15 protein-coding genes and 1 tRNA gene are annotated in these 17,603 nt (G+C 46.4%); 2 read left to right on the top strand and 14 right to left on the bottom strand.

Going from position 1 to position 17,603, the window contains the following annotated elements; translation table 11 throughout:
• The 6 genes from N2245_RS13185 to N2245_RS13160 all read right to left on the bottom strand — a co-directional run bounded on the left by N2245_RS13185 (position 1) and on the right by N2245_RS13160 (position 6,923).
• The gene (locus N2245_RS13185) at positions 1–1,077 is read right to left on the bottom strand and encodes a glycosyltransferase (protein WP_494537192.1); all 1,077 of its coding nucleotides are present in this window, start codon (positions 1,075–1,077) and stop codon (positions 1–3) included.
• Positions 1,078–1,160: 83 nt separating this feature from the next.
• Positions 1,161–2,126 carry an NAD-dependent epimerase/dehydratase family protein gene (locus N2245_RS13180; protein ID WP_494537191.1) on the bottom strand — a complete coding sequence of 322 codons (966 nt, stop codon included), beginning with the start codon at positions 2,124–2,126 and terminating at the stop codon, positions 1,161–1,163.
• A 112-nt stretch (positions 2,127–2,238) separates the two neighbouring features.
• Positions 2,239–3,540, bottom strand: coding sequence for a flippase (locus N2245_RS13175; RefSeq protein ID WP_494537190.1), 1,302 nt, complete (start codon positions 3,538–3,540; stop codon positions 2,239–2,241).
• Positions 3,534–4,691 (bottom strand): glycosyltransferase, encoded by a 1,158-nt coding sequence (locus tag N2245_RS13170; RefSeq protein ID WP_494537189.1) that lies wholly within the window; start codon positions 4,689–4,691, stop codon positions 3,534–3,536. The genes N2245_RS13175 and N2245_RS13170 overlap by 7 nt, the downstream gene beginning before the upstream one ends.
• Before the next feature lie 2 nt (positions 4,692–4,693).
• Positions 4,694–5,611: an NAD-dependent epimerase/dehydratase family protein gene (locus N2245_RS13165; protein WP_494537188.1), complete on the bottom strand. Its 918-nt coding sequence runs from the start codon at positions 5,609–5,611 to the stop codon at positions 4,694–4,696.
• A 133-nt stretch (positions 5,612–5,744) separates the two neighbouring features.
• A complete protein-coding gene (locus tag N2245_RS13160) occupies positions 5,745–6,923 on the bottom strand; it encodes an NAD-dependent epimerase/dehydratase family protein (RefSeq protein ID WP_494537187.1) in 1,179 nt (392 codons plus the stop codon).
• Positions 6,924–7,087: 164 nt separating this feature from the next.
• On the opposite strand from N2245_RS13160, the gene ychF reads away from it, so the two are divergent.
• On the top strand, positions 7,088–8,140 hold the full coding sequence (gene ychF, locus N2245_RS13155) for a redox-regulated ATPase YchF (RefSeq protein ID WP_494537186.1): 1,053 nt from the start codon (positions 7,088–7,090) through the stop codon (positions 8,138–8,140).
• On the opposite strand, the gene rsmG is transcribed toward ychF, so the two are convergent.
• Together rsmG and dxs are read right to left on the bottom strand one after the other, a co-directional pair.
• A complete protein-coding gene (gene rsmG, locus N2245_RS13150; protein ID WP_494537185.1) occupies positions 8,141–8,896 on the bottom strand; it encodes a 16S rRNA (guanine(527)-N(7))-methyltransferase RsmG in 756 nt (251 codons plus the stop codon).
• Positions 8,880–10,802 carry a 1-deoxy-D-xylulose-5-phosphate synthase gene (gene dxs / locus N2245_RS13145; protein WP_494537184.1) on the bottom strand — a complete coding sequence of 641 codons (1,923 nt, stop codon included), beginning with the start codon at positions 10,800–10,802 and terminating at the stop codon, positions 8,880–8,882. Before dxs ends, rsmG begins: the two co-directional genes overlap by 17 nt.
• Before the next feature lie 157 nt (positions 10,803–10,959).
• Between dxs and N2245_RS13140 the strand changes: the two genes are divergently transcribed.
• Positions 10,960–12,120 carry an ABC transporter permease gene (locus N2245_RS13140; RefSeq protein WP_494537183.1) on the top strand — a complete coding sequence of 387 codons (1,161 nt, stop codon included), beginning with the start codon at positions 10,960–10,962 and terminating at the stop codon, positions 12,118–12,120.
• 4 nt (positions 12,121–12,124) lie between these two features.
• Here the strand turns inward: N2245_RS13140 and N2245_RS13135 are convergent, their stop codons facing one another.
• The 6 genes from N2245_RS13135 to N2245_RS13110 all read right to left on the bottom strand — a co-directional run.
• Complete coding sequence (locus tag N2245_RS13135; protein WP_494537182.1) at positions 12,125–12,439, bottom strand: helix-turn-helix domain-containing protein; 315 nt, start codon at positions 12,437–12,439, stop codon at positions 12,125–12,127.
• A complete protein-coding gene (locus tag N2245_RS13130; protein ID WP_494537181.1) occupies positions 12,436–13,680 on the bottom strand; it encodes a serine hydrolase in 1,245 nt (414 codons plus the stop codon). Before N2245_RS13130 ends, N2245_RS13135 begins: the two co-directional genes overlap by 4 nt.
• Positions 13,681–13,784: 104 nt before the next feature.
• Positions 13,785–13,858: transfer RNA gene (locus tag N2245_RS13125), tRNA-Arg, on the bottom strand.
• Between the two features lie 47 nt (positions 13,859–13,905).
• The gene (locus N2245_RS13120) at positions 13,906–14,958 is read right to left on the bottom strand and encodes a TIGR03668 family PPOX class F420-dependent oxidoreductase (RefSeq protein WP_494537180.1); all 1,053 of its coding nucleotides are present in this window, start codon (positions 14,956–14,958) and stop codon (positions 13,906–13,908) included.
• Positions 14,951–15,814: a TIGR03560 family F420-dependent LLM class oxidoreductase gene (locus N2245_RS13115; RefSeq protein ID WP_494537179.1), complete on the bottom strand. Its 864-nt coding sequence runs from the start codon at positions 15,812–15,814 to the stop codon at positions 14,951–14,953. Before N2245_RS13115 ends, N2245_RS13120 begins: the two co-directional genes overlap by 8 nt.
• Positions 15,815–15,827: 13 nt before the next feature.
• On the bottom strand, positions 15,828–17,603 hold a 1,776-nt coding region (locus N2245_RS13110; protein WP_494537178.1), incomplete at its 5' end, for a glycosyltransferase family 39 protein.

Below are 17,603 nucleotides of genomic sequence, written 5' to 3'. Positions count from 1 at the left end.
TCATTCCATAGAACTGTAGGTCCTAATCCTTCTCCCCAGCAGCAGATCCTTCCAGCCCAACAGAAAAGCCAGATTAGCTACAAAGAAACTGTAGGCAGCAGAGAGCAAACCAACCCTTTTGCCAGCCTTTTCCAAAAGAAAACCACATAAAGACATAGAAAAGTACCCAAGATGCAACCATAAAGCTAGGGAATAAACTCTTTTATAAGACCTTAAACCTATCGATGAGACAAAAGATAGAATCAAAAATACAGGAGTCATCCATCTCAGCACTTTGTGCGAGAATACTGCCCACCAATGTAGGGGATGTCTCAGAGGGTTAATACTCCCCTCATCGCTAAAAAGAGCTCTTAGAGCTCTCGAGACCATCCGCCGTCGAGCGTTTACCTCACCTTTTGCACTGGATGGCATCACCTCATAAGCCACAGCCCTGGGCTCATGTACCATCACATAGCCTTTCTTTATCGCAAGCTTGGGTATAACAACATCTTCACTACAATCTGGAGAGAACGGCTCGAAGATTTCCCTTCTGAAGCTCATAACAGCACCACTTGTTGTTGAGAGCACGCCTGCATCGCTCTCAAGCCTTCTAAGTAGCATCTCATATCTCCAGTAGATACCCTCACTCTGCGATATACCTGAAGCACTAGTGTTCCTTATCTTAAGCTCCCCACCCACACATCCAATATGTGGATCAAGATAATGCTTAGCTATATGGATTAGGAAATCCTTATCGTGACGCGTATCAGCATCTGACCTGACAATCACCTCATGCCTAGCAACCAGAACCCCTTGTATGATGGCGGCCGTCTGACCAGATCTTCGTAGTGCTATCAAGCGTACCCGCGAATCCTTTGAAGATATGCTGTGTACGATTTCATTGGTCGCATCCGTAGATCCATCAGACACAACAACGACTTCAAGCTTCCCATACGGATAATCCATAGCCAACAAATCATTTAGAGAATCTTCTATGACCGAGGCTTCGTTATGAACAGCCATTACTATAGATATTGAAGGCCAGTTTTTTACCTGCCGAGAGTTATTCTCGGATTTCAAAATAGACAACAGCTTCAAGAGAAACGGATACGCCACCCAGGTATATCCGACCATGAGCGAGGACAACCAAAACAACCAGCGCATAGGATAAAGATATAACCTCATTTCACCATAGCGTATACACCTGAATTTATGCCCGAGCAGAGCTTGGCGAACTCCTCAACTCCATCTTCTACCGAGATGGTAGGTTTCCATCCTAGAGACCTGAACTTTGACCCATCGACTTCATAGGAGATCTGGTTGAGGTGGCGTCCCTCCTTGCGCTCCACTTTGAGCCTCGGGAAACGAGGTCTTACATAAGACAACACCTGATTTACAGAGGCGTTCTCACCAACAACGTTGAACACATCGTTCTCAGTCGCTGGATTCAAGAGAGCAAAGATAAAGGCCGAGCTGGCATCCTTTACATGTATAAAAGGTCGCTTCTGCTCCCCCGTACCATGTACAGTAATCGGCATACCCAACGCACCATATATGGCAAACTTGTTTACCACGGTATGCACGCGCAGTCCGGGACTTAGACCAAACACAGTAGCAAGTCTCAACGCTGTGCCACTTATTCTGCCATTAGTTTGATTTGGAAGGGCAAGGATCTCTTGCTCTCCCATAAGCTTGTACACACCATAGGGGCTTTCAGGATGACATTCTGATTCCTCATTGACTATCCCTGCAGTCTCACCATAGACGCTACATGTGGAAGCATATATTACTCGCCTGACTGTACTAGATCTCTTAACAGCCTCGACAACATTCTTGGTTCCTTGAAAGTTCGTTCGCTCCGTCTCTGGAATACGTTCGAAGGAGACCACTGCGTTGGTCAGAGCCGCAAGATGTATGACTACATCGCACCCTTGAACAGCGTCAACCAGATCGTCAAGGTTCTGCACATCGCCATATACAAAGTCATAGATACCACTTGGTGGTAAATTCATCAGGGATTGGTATCTTTCATCTTGCATGTTGTCAAAGATGATTATCCTGGATCCTGCTAACTCTGGATGCTCTCCCAAGTCCCTGATGAGTTGAGAGCCTACATACCCAGCGCCACCTGTTACTAGTATGTTCAACTGCGTTACACCTCTTTTCACGATTTTGTTTTCATCTACCAAGAAGGAATTATACACTTCGGCTCAACTATTATTGTCTAGAAGGTATCGTCAAGCAAAAAATAATTATCAATTACCTTGCCTCGACTATTCGCCTATAGATCAGGCTCCATTGTTGCGATACCTTGGATACATCCATAGAGTTGATTATCAAAATATCTCTTATCGGCAATCCTGACCAGCGAATGAACAGCACGGTGAGGAAGATTGTCGAAAAGCTATAACTAACGGACGAGGATAACGCTGCTCCTTCTATACCCCAACCCGCAACCCCCATAAGAAATACGTTCATTACGACATTTATACACATAGACGCCAAAGTAGCGATTTGAAACCATTTAGCCTCTCCCTGCCCTATAAAGTAATTTGAAAGCACCCGTTGTAGAGAAAAAACTACAGTACCTATGAGCAGTATGCGAAGGGCATCCACAGCACCTAGAAAGCTGCGACCATACAGGAGAGTTATTATAAGATGAGAGAAGAGCATTATCCCCAGTCCCATGATTAGCGAGATAGTAAATGTTATTCTCATCGTCGCCGCTGTGATATCTCGCACATTCTCCTTATCCGAAACAGAGACTCTAGGCAACAAAGCAGTAGAGATCGCTCCAGGTATAAGCCACACTACTTCGGCCCAGTTAGTGGCAGGAACATAGAGCCCTAGATGAGATGAACCTAAGAAGTACTTCACAAGGAAGTAATCGAATCTATAACCAACGGCCTGAGCAACAGTACCCGCCTCTATATGAAAACCATATCTGACAACCCTTAGAAAAGCCTCTAGGTTGAACCTAATGCTGAATCCAAGTTTCCTGGCTATGGTCGCTATGGAGAGAAGAAGAGTAGTAATAGAATTAGCAGCCAAACCAAATGCTATACCCACATCCCTACCCCAAATGATAAGTCCCAGGAGTATGAACGCTGGGAGAGTGAGGTATCTGGCCACATACATGGCGCTAAACCAGTCCAGCTTCCTCTCGGAAACCCAAACATAATCCAGATAACTCTGCAATATCGATATAGGAAATGTCAGGGTAATGATAGTAATCGAGAGCTTGGACTCTAGCTCCATGTTAAGATATGGCCTTAGTACGGAGAACGCCAATATTGAAGATAGGCCAAATATAGTGGCGCCTATAAGTGAGTTGCCTACTATTTCCTCGAGGGAAAGCCGCTTCTGCCCCCTGAAGTGCACATGGGCAGGTCCAAGCCCCAGAGTAGCGACCGTAGTTATGAAAGTAGATATGGTCACTAACAAGCCATAGGATCCAAGTCCCTCCCTACCTGCTACACGAGCCAGCATCACCGTAAGCAACAGGGATACTACTTTCTGAAAGTTACGGCTAATAAATACCAGAACGGTATCCTTTAGCATCTAACACCTGCCGCCTTGATATACTCTTCCTGTAACTTGCGAACAGTAAGCTTTATATCAAACCTGGAGGATGCATATTCCCTGGCTTTCAATCCCATATGTTCGCGCAAGCTATCCTCCGACAATAGCCTAATCACTGAGCTTGCTAAAGATTCAGGATCACGAGGAGGCACTAAAAGACCCGTCTCTCCTTCAATGACTATCTCGGTAATTCCGCCCACTTTGGTAGCCACTGCCGGTACACCCATAAGAGCAGCCTCCACCAACGCCACGCCGAAGCTTTCCTGCAAGCTAGGGAAGACAAATACGTCCGTTAGAGAAAGCACTCTGTCTATATCCTTGCGAGCCCCAAGGAAAAGTACATGTGAACCAATACCTAAACTATTAGCTAGATCAGACAAGTATTGTTGCAGCTCTCCATTACCAACAAATAGAAAGCGTGTGTTAGGGTATTGCTCTATGACTTTAGGAGCTGCTCTTATCAAATATTCCTGCCCCTTTATCTTTCTAAGTCTAGCAACGTTCGTTATAACGAACTCATCTTCAGAAATGCCCAACTCTCTTCTGAGAGAAACCAGCTCCTCCCGAGGAGCCCTTTTCCAAGAATTTAAATCCACTCCCGAATATATAACGTTTACTTTGTCCTTAAGTAACGGTTCAAGGCCAATAAGTCTCTCTCTAACAGCATTACTGGGAACTATTATCCTAGTAGTGCGCAGGTTGAGGAGCCAATCCACCAGAACATGGGTAGACTTCCTAGTTAGGAAAGGCATGCCCCTCTTATGAATAATCACTGGCACACCTGCAAGAAAAGCAGCAAGCCTTCCCCAGGTTTCCCCCGGGTACAGGTTAGCATGTACCACATCCACAGATTTGTCTCGAATTATACGAGCTAAAGCCAAGGCATTAGACGGATCATTACGTCCATATTCATTTATCTCATATATGGGTACGCCAAGGCTGTAGAAATCATCTCTAATGAGGTGATCGCCCTCATCAATAACAAGTGAATAATCAGCAAAGCTAACAGATGCTACAAGAGGCTGAAAACGATCCTTATCTAGGAGCCTTAAAAGATGATATATCTGCCATTCAGCTCCACCCTGAGCTATTGGCCCCATTACTATTAGGACTTTTATACTGGGCGGCACATCTACTCCTCACCTGATAGCAATCTTTCTACGGTTCCCTTCACCGTACGCTGTGGCGAAAAGCCAAGGTCGTGGCATATACGGCTTATATCGACGACGAAATTATCCGCTGATATCTCCCTGTTGCCTGCACCTCTGTCCGGCTTCTGCTCTACAGGAACTCTATAACCCAGTATCCGCTCGGCTGCATCATTGACGATATCGGCCACAGTCTTGACTGTAAGGGTCTCTGGGCTACCAAGGTTATAGATACCTGTGGCTTGCTTCTCTATTGCCAGCTTATATGCTTGCACTGTATCCATCACGTGCAGGAAGTTTCTTGCCTGCATACCAGTCCCATAGATGGTAATAGGCTGGTGATTGAGCACACGATCGGCAAGCACATTCAGCAAAGTGTTCTTCTTGGTGATACCCTTACCGTAGATGTTTGTCTGCCTGAATATCAAAACGTTCAGTCCATCAAGCTTCTGAGCTGCTAATAGTAGGTGTTCGCTAGCCGTTCGCAAGAACCCATACATACCGATGGGAGCCCTAGGAGTATCCTCCGTAACCAATCCAGAGGCTTGACCATAGACAGCAAATGTAGAAGAGAACAGAAACTGCTTTACTCCAGCACGAACGGCCGCCTCAGAAACATACTTTGTTGCCACAAGAATATCTCTGGATGCCTCCAGAGGATGTTGCTCGCACTGAGGAATCCCTGTCATACCTGCAAGGTGTACTACTACATCGCATCCCCTTACCATCTCCTCAGCATGTTCGGGGATTGCGCAATCCATCTCCTCTACGGTAACATCCCCTATCTGCCTTACCGTTCCCACAGAAAAGTTATCAACAGCTCTAATATCGTGATCGTGCCTAAGTAAATCCACAAGAGTGGACCCGATAAATCCAGCCGCACCTGTAACGAGTATCTTCAAAGCTCACTCTCCTAGGTGATGTTGATCAAGCAATTTTTATCTTACCAAGTTTGGGTGCAAAAGCATTCCAAAATAAAGGTCCCCTGAAATATAGGGGACCTTTCTAGGAACAGCCTTATAGAGCCTTTAGGTTTTATCTCGCAGCAACCTTGGCCAAAAGTTGTTCAGGTATAAATCTGTCCTTGTAAGCGGAAAGAACCTCCTTGTATGGCAAGAGGCTCTCCAGGGTGTCTCTAATACCTGCTTCTATGTCTACATGTATGTCAGGTAGCAGTTCCTGTATGAAACGATCGTTCTCCATAACCATCTGGTGCTCTTCTTTCTCAACACGAGGATTAGGAAGATGCTCAACTTCTACCTCAACTCCCATCTCACCAGCTATCTTCTGAATTGCGTTAGCTACCTCCTGAATGCTGACCGGCCCACTTGTCTGGTTGAAGATCTCAAACTTACCATCGGTGCCTCTCTTGACAGCAGCAACGGTGGAGTTAACGGCATCCTGAAGTCCTATCATTGGACGCTTGAGATCACCCTTGCCGTAGACGGTTATTGGAAAACCTGCAAGAGCTTGGGCAACGAACCTATTCACAACTGTACCAAAGTAGAAATCGAAGTCAAATCTGGTAGCAAACCTAGGATCTTCTTGAGTCTCCGGAGTGCTCGTCCCATAAACGATAGCAGTTCTAAGATCTATAATCGGCAGCTTCCATTTGCTATTCGCTAACCAGAGGTTATTTACGTCATGGCACTTGCTCATGTGGTACCACGAACCTGCCATACCTGGAAAGATGATTGTATCCCTCTGCCCTTTACGCTCAACCTCTACGTAACCCTCAGGTATAGGGAATCCTGGCTGGCCATAGACACCAGTTGTAGTAGTCTCTATAAAGAGCGTGTCCAGAGCATTGAGTTCCTTGAGGGCCCACAGTAGATTACGGGTGGATTGAGTGTTGTTATGCTGGGTATAGTTAGCTCTCTCTCCGTTTATCTCAGAATAGGGGGCTGAGGGCTGGGCCGCCAGATGCACGATTGCCCTTGGCTTGAAAACGGACACCAATTCCAAGACAAAATCTCGATCAACGAGATCACCGTAGATGAAACTGATATTGGTGAGGCCCCTCTCATGGGCAGCCTTGACTCTATCCTCCATTGAGGCTATAGGTACCGCAGATACAGAGCCTATCTCTTCAACCCATCTGCGTCGCCCAAAATTATCTACACCAACAATCCTTTCATTCGGGAATTCCTTAGCTAGCTTCAAAAGGGTGGGCCACCCCATGTATCCATCAGCGCCCGTTAGAAGTATAGTCATGGTGATTGATACCCTCCTAACATTACCTCTAAAATAATCAGGTTAATCTATCATAATCTGACAGGTAACGATTGTGGCCGTGCCCAGTATAAAAGGGTGCGCCGATGCTGTCAAATATACGATAACACAACTCAAGTATATGAATTAATGCAGAGGTGTAAAAATTGCAGATAGGTCTTATAGGGTTGCCGGGAAGCGGTAAAACTACTATCTTCCAGGCATTAACCGGTGTCAGATCCAGCGCAAGTACTTCGAGCAAGAGGGAAGCTGCAAACCTGGCAGTAGTAAGCGTACCGGACGAGAGGGTAGACAAGCTGTCAGGGATATTCAAGCCCAAGAGAACCATCTATTCATCGGTGGAGTTCACAGACGTAGCAGGACTTCAGGGAGTAGATACTGCTAAGAGCAAAGGATTTAGCTCAACTTTCCTAGCCGCTGCGCGTAACGTAGATGTACTAGGGATAGTAGTTGGCAAGTTCTTGCCCGGCTCCAACCCACAAGCCGAGCTAGAAGAGATAGAGCTGGAACTTAACCTCGCAGATCTTTCTGTTATACAGAAGCGTCTTGAAAGGTTGAGCTCAGAAATCTCCAAAACTCCCGCTGCAAGAAGAGGAGAACTGGAGAAAGAACGTGAGTTGCTCCAAAGGCTTGAACAAACCTTGACAAACGATAGACCAATACGAGAGTTAGAAATATCTGCCGATGAAGAAAAAATGCTAAGAGGCTATGGATTTCTGACTGCTAAACCAGCCTTCGTAATCCTCAATGTAGCAGAGACCGAAGCAAGCAAACAGGATCTAGTCCTACATCTCAATCTACCGACTGTACAGGTATCTGGCATTATAGAGGCCGAGATAGCAGAGCTGCCGCCAGATGACGCCAAGGCATTTCTGGAAGACTTGGGGCTACAAGAGCCAGGTATAAATAGGGTGATCAAGACAGCTTATGACACAGCAAAGCTTATTTCTTTCTTTACCGTAGGAGAGGACGAGGTCAGGGCGTGGACCGTCAAGTTGGGATCGACGGCTGTTGAAGCCGCTGGGGTTATTCACTCCGACTTCGCCCGGGGGTTTATACGCGCTGAGGTGGTTCATTATGATGATTTCATGCGTGTTGGAAGTCTGGCGGAAGCGCGCCGACAAGGACTGCTTCGCCTCGAAGGCAAAAACTATGTAGTAAAGGATGGAGACATCTGCCACTTCTTGGCAAATGTTTGACTACTTCAAAGGCCTTTTTGTGGGAATTCCTGGCCTACGAGGATACTTTTGTGGGGTAGAGTTCACTTTATTGATGACGACTAGACTCCTGATACCATCTACATCTGGCAGGCAGTAGTTTACTGTCTGTGCCCATTTACCGCCAAGAATCTCCAGCGCTTGTGAGGAGTCGTTTAGCTCCTCATCTAGATTCTCACTCTTCATTGCGACAAACTTACCTCCTACCCTCACGAATGGCAAGCAGTACTCTAGCAGCGTAGGCATATAGGCCACTGCACGTGCAACTACCAACTCAAAAGACTCTCTCAGATCAGGGAGATGAGCAGCTACTTCGGCACGCTGGTTCAACACCGTAACGTTCAACCCTAGAGACTCAGAAACAACAGCTATAAAGGAGGCTTTCTTTCGGATTGCTTCCAAGGCCGTTACATGTATGTTCGGGAAGGCAATCGCAATTGGGAGCGAGGGGAATCCAGCTCCACTTCCCACATCTAGCAGATTAGCAGGCACCTTTCCATTATTGACCTGCCAGTGTCCTATAGCAACAGAGAGGGAATCGAGAATATGCTTGATAAGGATTTCCCGTCTTGATCTAATGGCAGTTATGTTGTATTTGTAACTCCACTCATTAACGAGATCAGCTAGAGCCAGGAAAAGCTCCAGCTGATCTTCTTCTAACTCTATACCTAAATTATGTGCGGACTCTGACAGGAAATATATCTCCGCCCGCTTGCTATCACTAGCGCTGATGGACATCTTTCAAGGTCTTATCCCGCAAATCAGTAGTCTTGTGTAGGAGCTCGCGAGCTGTCTGGGCTATACCTTCAGCATCCAAACCCAGTATCTTCCTAAGTATCTCTTGGCTGCCGTGCTCAACGTATCGATCAGGCATACCGAGCCGAACGAAGTGACTTGGTACCATACCATGATCAGCTAGGTACTCCAGCACAGCACTGCCAAACCCTCCCATTCGGACGTTCTCCTCGACTGTGATCAAGTAATCGTGCTTAGCGACAAGCTTCTGAAGCAAGTCTTCATCTAAAGGCTTGATGAACCTACAGTTAACCACAGTCGCAAATATACCATCTTGCTTGAACAATAACTTAGCAGCCTCAAGAGCCTGATAAACGCTGTAACCAGTAGCAAGTATAAGTAGATCCTCACCTTCCTGCAGTAACTCCCAAGTACCTACTGGGATAACATGTAGGGTCTCTGATAGAGGCACGCCATAGCCATTGCCCCTTGGATATCTAATAGCCGCTGGGCCCTCTAGGCTTAGGGCAGTCTTGAGCATGTGCTGGAGCTCATTCTCATCCTTTGGCGCCATCAGCGTCATGTTGGGCACGCATCTGAGATAGCTTATATCTAGAGCACCATGGTGAGTGCGACCATCGTTGCCAGCTATACCAGCTCTGTCCATGGCAAACACTACAGGTAGGTTCTGCATAGCAACATCATGTACCACCTGATCGTAAGCTCTCTGGAGAAACGTGCTATATATAGCCGCAACAGGACGCATACCTGCAGCTGCTAATCCAGCAGCAAAAGTGACCGCATGCTGCTCTGCTATACCCACATCAAACATTCGGTCAGGAAAACGCTTGCCAAATTGATCAAGACTAGTGCCATCAGGCATCGCGGCAGTAATACCCACTATGCGTTCATCCTCTTCCGCAAGCCTTATGAGAGTCTGGGCAAATACATCTTGGTATCTAGGAGCAGATGGTTTGGCATCTGATTTACCTGGAGACTTAGGAGTTACTGAGTGCCATTTATGTGTCTTGGATTCAGCTTCCGCAGGCTCAAAACCCTTGCCCTTGATAGTTATAGCGTGTATAAGCACTGGGCGATCCAATTGCTTGGCAAGGGTTAGTGTCTCCTGCAGATCCGCCAAGTTATGACCATCTATGGGTCCAAGGTAAGTAAGCCCCAGCTCCTCCCACATCATATTGGGGATGACGAGTTCCTTGACACTATCTTTGAATCGCTTGCCAAGCTCAACAAGAGCATCTCCAGCCGGCATCCTTTGGAGAATGGACACCACATCTCCCTTAGCCCGATGGTAAGTCCTGCTAGTGCGTAGGCGGGTGAGCAGCCTAGGTACGACTCCGACGTTGGGATAGATGCTCATCTCGTTGTCATTTAGCAGCACAATCATCTTAGTACCCAGATGGCCCAGGTTATTTAAAGCCTCCAGAGCCATGCCTCCAGTTAGAGCACCATCCCCTATAACCGCCACCACATGGTAATCTTCGCCCTGCATATCACGAGCTACTGCCATGCCGAGCGCAGCAGATATGCTGGTACTAGCGTGCCCCGCCCCAAATTGATCGTGAGGACTTTCCTCACGCATCAGGAAGGGGGCCAATCCACCGTATTGCCTAATGGTATGCATGAGTTTGTTGCGCCCAGTGAGTATCTTATGAGGGTAAGCCTGATGTCCCACATCCCAGATAATCTTGTCACGAGGCGAATCGAACACAGTGTGTAAAGCTATAGCTATCTCCACTGTTCCCAGGTTGGAGGAAAAGTGTCCACCAGTAACTCCGTAGACAGTCTCAACTAGCCTTTCTCTCATCTCCTGGGCTAGTTGCTTCAGTTGATCATGAGTCAGATTCTTGAGTTGATCAGGCGACTCGATAGTATCTAAGATCCTAGACATACTCTCTCCAATTGTTATATAGACTTTATCTACCTATCTTTCCTTGTGATAATAGCAGTCAACTTAAGAACGGTCAAATGAATGAATAAGTTGCAGCAGAAAACTCCCTGGCAAGGTTCTAGCTATAGGCTGTTGAGAATTTACTTAGGGGATGGAAATGAGAGCCTTAGTGCGCATCTTCTCCTTCGCTGCTAAAGAGATAACAGACATCAAGCGGCAGCCAAGACTAGTATTAACCTTGATAATGGGACCTTTCCTCATACTCCTTGCCTTTGGACTGGGGTACAACTCGACACAACCTCCTATACATGCCCTACTGGTTGTCCCCGAAAATTCCGGCTTGCCAGGCAACCAGCAAGAATACACTCGCCATATACCTCCTCCGTTTGTGATCGACGGCTTGTACAGAAACGCAGAGGAGGCGCTTGCTAAGTTACAAGCTGGGCAAACTGAGGTCGTGATAATCTTTCCTGAGGATACCATGCAGAGTATAAGGAGCGGGCATAGAGCAACAGTACAAGTCATCTATAGGGAGCTTGATCCGATAGCAAGCAGCTGGATCCCCTATTTCACGCGTGCAGCTATAGACAGCATGAACAGGCAGATCGTGACCCAGGCTATCAGCTCCACTCGATTACTCGAGAACACATCACTTTCCCCTCAGGTAATCGTTGCTCCATTAGACGCCAAAACGAGAAATGTGGTGCCATATCAACCCTCAGTAGTCGTATATTATCTTCCGAGTGCAATTGCACTACTGCTACAGCATCTAGCGATCACGTTGGCTTCGTTCTCACTGGTGCGTGAGAGATTAATCGGTGCAATAGAGCTCTTTCGTGTAGCACCTGTAGGGAGAACGGAGATCATTACAGGCAAATATCTAGGCTACGGTATAGTTACGTTGATAGTTGGAGCAGTCCTTATAGCATCCATGATGTACTTCTTGGGCCTGCCATTACTAGGCTCTGTGTACGAGCTGGCCATACTGTTAGCAGCGTTGACTTTTTCCTCTCTTGGTATAGGCTTCTTTATATCAGCAATCAGTAAGAGTGAAAGTCAAGCAGTGCAGTTCTCCATGCTAACTCTGCTTGCTAGCATTTTCTTCAGCGGCTTCTTTCTCCCCATTGAAAGCCTGAATGAGTACGCAAGATGGGTTTCTTACGTTTTGCCGGTGACATACGCAATAGATTCACTAAAAGAAGTTCTACTATTAGGTATCCACATAAAGGAAGAGAACCTATATGCACTAGGAGCAATCTTTCTGATACCTACACTAGCATCAAGTTTCATACTAGGTAAGGACTTCAAACGCAAATAGATCTTTATAAGATTGCTTTGAGTGGAATGCGCCACTGCTCACCCTCTTTATGGGCATCCAGACGCTTCTCGCGGATCAATTTCCTGACTTGTTGTGGCGTATACCCTAAAACTTCAGATGCGGCTTTCACTCCTACTGTGATTCTCTTCAGATCCAACACTTCATCATCTTTTTTCCCCTCTATGAGTTGAGTAATAACTTCCCAGCGGCTATCAGCATATTTGATAGCCAATGGATCTCTCGTTGCTACGGCCTCCATCCTCTCTTTATGTAGCATGTGCTTCAATTCAGCAACTGTCATATGGTCCTTCTTCATCATGGTAGATCTTCTCTATTGAGAATCATGGCAGAGTTGCGCAACGTATCCTTTCCGTAATCCCAAGTAGGCTGCTTACTATTATAGAAAGCAAATATGACAGTTTTGCCTTTCACTTCGGTGATACCTATCTGGTGCACGAGCCAACCATCATCAAGAGGTAGCCAACCACCTTTGAAGGCTATCGGCGTACCTGCAGGAAGTCCTTGAGGCACTCCCCAGCGTTGGTCTTGTACTATTGAAGCCATAAGACGGATGGCCACGCCTCGTAATGGCTCATTGAGGTATTGGCCATAGTAAAGGCTTCTAAGAAGCATCACCATATCAGAAGCAGTAGTCGTACTTAGCCCCCAAGCATTAGGGTTGATATTTGTGTGCATAATTCCCCTACGATTTAGTTCACGCTCAACAGCAGCAGGACCTCCAACAGCAGTAAGCAGGGCTGTAGCAGCATCATTATCGCTGACGGTTATCATCGGTACCAGCAGATCAGTGCCTGGAGATGAGGCCGAAGGATCGCGCCTGTACTGTTGGCTCAGCTGTGTAACCATGATTGGAACCTTTACCGTACTAGCCATCTGAAAATTTATATGGGTATTCCATGTATAGATAGTATCGGTCTCGGGTAGATATACGGCCGCAGCTGATACGCCCTGTCGAGAGGCAAGATATTTCACGAGATCTGGTGCTATAGATCTAAGATTAGCCTGTCTAGGCGTGTTAAGCCTATTGGTTATGGGAGGAAGCTCAAAATCAGAATCCTCATCCATGGAAGGAATTATAAGTCTTTGTCCAACTTGCAAAGTAGCGTTGACATCAAGACCATTAGCACGAGCTAAGTCATCTACTGTGATCCCAAACCTTCTGCTTATACCCCAGAGAGTATCTCCTGCAACTACTACATAGTACCTAGTTCTATTTATCTTCTTTGGGGTGGCTGTAGGTCTGGGGTTCCTATTAGGATTCCTTGCGGGCTCTTTAGTTGGCTGAGCTGGAGAAGGGCTCGGAGGCACGCTTGCCGATTTCGTTGGGGTAACTCGAGCAATAGCTGCTGGCGTTGGTGAATGGATTGCTGAATTACTAGAACCTGGAGAAGCATGAGAGACGCCTACAGTAGGTGAAGGCGTGACACCTTCTGGAGCTAAGTCGTTGCCACAACGACCCAACGCAAAAGCTACAACAAGTATGAGCATAAAGCTGAGGAATAATATCAGGGGGCTACTCCCTCTCTTCCTAAAAAGCACTATCACCTCCCAAGAGAATAAGGTGTGCAGAAGAGTGTATCACAAAACAGGATCAGTTCTACACTATATACTTATTGATCAAGGAGGGGGGAGGGGGAATGGGGCGTTCCCGGCGGGATTCGAACCCACAACCTTTGGCTCCGGAGGCCAACGCTCTATCCGATTGAGCTACGGGAACAGTACACAGCTTAATATTATCATGATGGTCAGCATACAACCAAGAGGCTAATCATACAGGACTACAAGGTCCTCTACAGGTTTATGGGCCCTCCTAACAGGTTCCCTAGCCATAAACCCGAAAGTGAGCATAGCATGGGGAATTAGAGACGCATCTAGATGCAGGACATCTCGAACAGTACCTGGACAGAACAAGGGAGCGCACATCCATCCCCCTTCTAGGCCAAGAGCATAAGCTGCAAGTAGCATGTTCTGAGCTGCTGCCCCAAGGCTTTGAATTGCCATTATCTCCTCTGCTTGTTGCCTATCAGGATCTGGATAGCGATCCAGGTCCTGGAGATAAAGACAAAGTATAACTACCAGAGGAGCAGATATAAGTCTTGCTTTGCTCTTTGCCAAACGCTGTTCGACAACTGACGCTTCTTGGCCATCCATCTCCAACTGATATCGCCAAACCTCAGCCATAGCTTCTGCGAGCTCCTGGCGGCGACTCCTTGAAGTCAGCACTACAAAGCGCCAAGGTTGTACACCATGCGGAGATGGCGCCCACCTGCCAGCCTCCAATATCTTTTCCACTAGTTGTTCAGGCACGGGATCAGGCTGAAACCATCTGACCGATCTACGTTCTCTAATAATCGTCATTAGGTCACGATCGGAGCGATCAGGAGCAAAATTTCTGCCCCAAACATTGAAATACTCCGGGTCAATTACTATAAGTGGGTTAGCTTGGATATTCATACCCAAATATTGAGAATACTTAGCCCTGAGGGAAGCTATAGCTTCATCATAGTCCCTGCCTTCGTGTAGGAGAGAAGCTTTGCCCTGTATCTGTATGTAAGCTAGACAATCCCAGTCCTCAGAATACCTATCCACAACCAACGATACTAAAGGATTTTTGATTATATTTCTAACTCTACGGAGTGCTGTCGGAGCCACAGATTTCGGTTTTTCGTCTAATGGAATATAGATGCGGTTATCGTTGTAAACGAAACACACAGGGATATTGCTAGGAGCACAATTCTCGCTAACTGTCGCAAGACGAGCGACACGTCTAGACTGCAGAAAAGCCAACTCTTGGGGAGAGAGTTCATATTTACGCATTCCTCAACTCCGGGATAACCTCGTTTGCTATCTTCTCCAACGTACGAACATCCCCATTCTTTGGAAAGTCTATGGTGAAATCAGTAAATCCAATTGATCTATAACGGTTATAGAAATCCAAAAACTTGTCGACCGAAGTCGCAACGCTGTCATCCTCGGGTTCACGTATAAACCTACGGATCTCAGAAGGGTCCCTCCCCACTTCCCTACACTTATTATCTAGAAACTGCATGCGCTCAGCTACAAATTCAGGGTCTCCAATCGTATCCCACATGTCTGCATAGCGAGCTGTCAGCTCTAGCATCTTATTCCCACTTGTACCAACTAGTATCGGGATACGGGGTCTCTGAACAGGCTTGGGCTCAAAAGGAGCATTCTCCAAAGTATAGTAGCGCCCTCTGAAAGTAGTATATTGTTGGGTCATCAGGCTATGCATGATCTGCAGAGTCTCGGCAACCATAGCGACCCTCACCCCAGCAGGAGGAAGGTTAAAGCCATACATGCGATGCTCAGCTTCATGCCAGGCAGCACCAATACCTATGATAACCCTCCCACTACTAATATGATCGACTGTAACGGCCTCCTTCATAAGCAGCGAAGGGTGCCTGAAGGTAACTCCAGAGACCAGCACACCAAGTCTAATCTTGGAAGTAAGTGGAGCAAGTCCTGCAATGAGGGTCCATCCCTCAAGTCGATCCTGCAGACCATCTTCGCCAGCAACAAAGTGATCTGATGTCCAAGCGTAGTCAAAACCCAGTTGATCAGCTAGCTGGAACCTCTCAACCATTTCATGCCATGTCCTGCCACCTTGGCGCAGGAACATGCCGAACCCAGGCGTGGGGAGTGTAACGCTCAATATGTCCTCCTCTCTATCGAGCCGGATTAGAAAGCACACTATATGGTGGTTCTATTATACTTACCTGTTTGCGAAGTAGCTCCTCTATAGAACCAATTCTGTTAGCAGTACAAGTTCTGAGATCACTTAGCGAGACCGAATCTATAGCAGCTGGGAAGTTAGAGGGGGGATAAGCATTATTTCTCAGCCTAAAAACCACAAACCCCTGAAAGTCTCGTTTGGTCTTGTACGCGTTGGGATTACTATTGTATACCACATCGAACATTCCAGACCTAGTCAAAGTATCAGCCCATAGCCCAGTGGCAGGATTGGATCTGACTTTAAATACGACCAAATAACTGCTTCTATCCTTTTGCATGAGGGTTCTAAGGTAATCAAGAGAAAAAATTCTATATGTGCAGCCATCGTCCTGGCCTACCCAAATAACGCTAGAACAGCTTCCCTGAGCACATAGAGCTCTCACGTAGTTATCGGGATTGATGACACTAATATAGTAAGGAGGCTTCCAGTAATGATTAAGTTTATCCTCGAATGCCAGGATATCTGGTAGGTGGTCAGGAATGTCACTAGTTCCGTCCAAAGTAATGAATATTGTTTGACCACGGGGAACGTTTCTGCTAAGCCAAGATGCAGTATTGACAGCCGCCTGATGAATGTATATGGAACCCTCCCTCCTGTGAACATCAGCGAAGGTAAGCATCCATCTAAGATGAAAGGCAGCGGCTCCTAACAGAATTATCCCTAGGGGAAGCAAAGCTATAAACCTAGGGATATTTACAGCAATTTCTCTCTTAGGTAGAGAAAAGGAAAAGGTATTATTGGCAAGATCAACAACCATCATACCTAAAAAGGCAAAGATATAAGCTTGTGGGACGATGAGCTGACGGGCAGCATAGCCCTTCCATAGAGTTACTATAACTATAGGCACCCAAATAAACGAGGAGATCAAAAATAGCTGTGATAAAGCATTTCTATATCTGTAGACAAGCCAAATACCATAAGCCGCTGCCAAAGGGTACAGGTACCAAAGCTTCAAGTAGGGGATAATAGCCATTCTTATGTGCTGAACTACAGGTTGCTCTTTGTATCCATGCAAGCCTTTCATAAGCAGATAAGTAACAAGCACTATCCATACACATGAACACGACCATGAGATTAATATCCTAATCCTAGTGGGGATTTGAGTAAACCTAGCTCTACTCATAACTAAGAATAAAGTGATTGCTCCCACCACTATGGCTATCAAAACAGCTCCTAAAATCAAATAAGCGGGAGAGCTTATGTTGATTTGCCCCAAATTGATTAGGTAGATTTCATGGGTCTTGAAGTACACCCAACCCCACCAAGGAATAAGAAGTAGAGCTGTTCCAACATAAAACGCCAAGCTAAGCGATCCACAGTTAGACATCAATACACTTGCAAATACTGGAATAGGCAAGGCGACTATGGAAGTCTCCTTCGTGAGAACTGCTAGTGCCATTAGCAAACCTGAAAATAAAGCAAGAAGTAAATGACGTCGCTTTATGCTCTTTATGAACAAGTAGAGAGAGAAAAAATAAAAGGCCATCATGATGGCATCCGGAGAGAAAGCTATATACATCACAGTAAGGAGTCCCCAAAATGCAAACAGAAAGACTGCAAGTAAGGCAACTACCTTTCCCTTGATCTCTCTAACACAAAGGTATATACTGATAGGGGTGAAAATAGACAAAACTCTGACTGCCCAAATGACCCTGGTTGCGTCTGCTCCTAGCAACTCAATGATCAAGGCGATGATCACCGCCATTAC

The organism is Thermobaculum sp. T2p, from assembly GCF_059335935.1.
The sequence above is the reverse complement of the archived record's forward strand: the minus strand, read 5'-3'. Positions and strand labels throughout refer to the sequence as shown.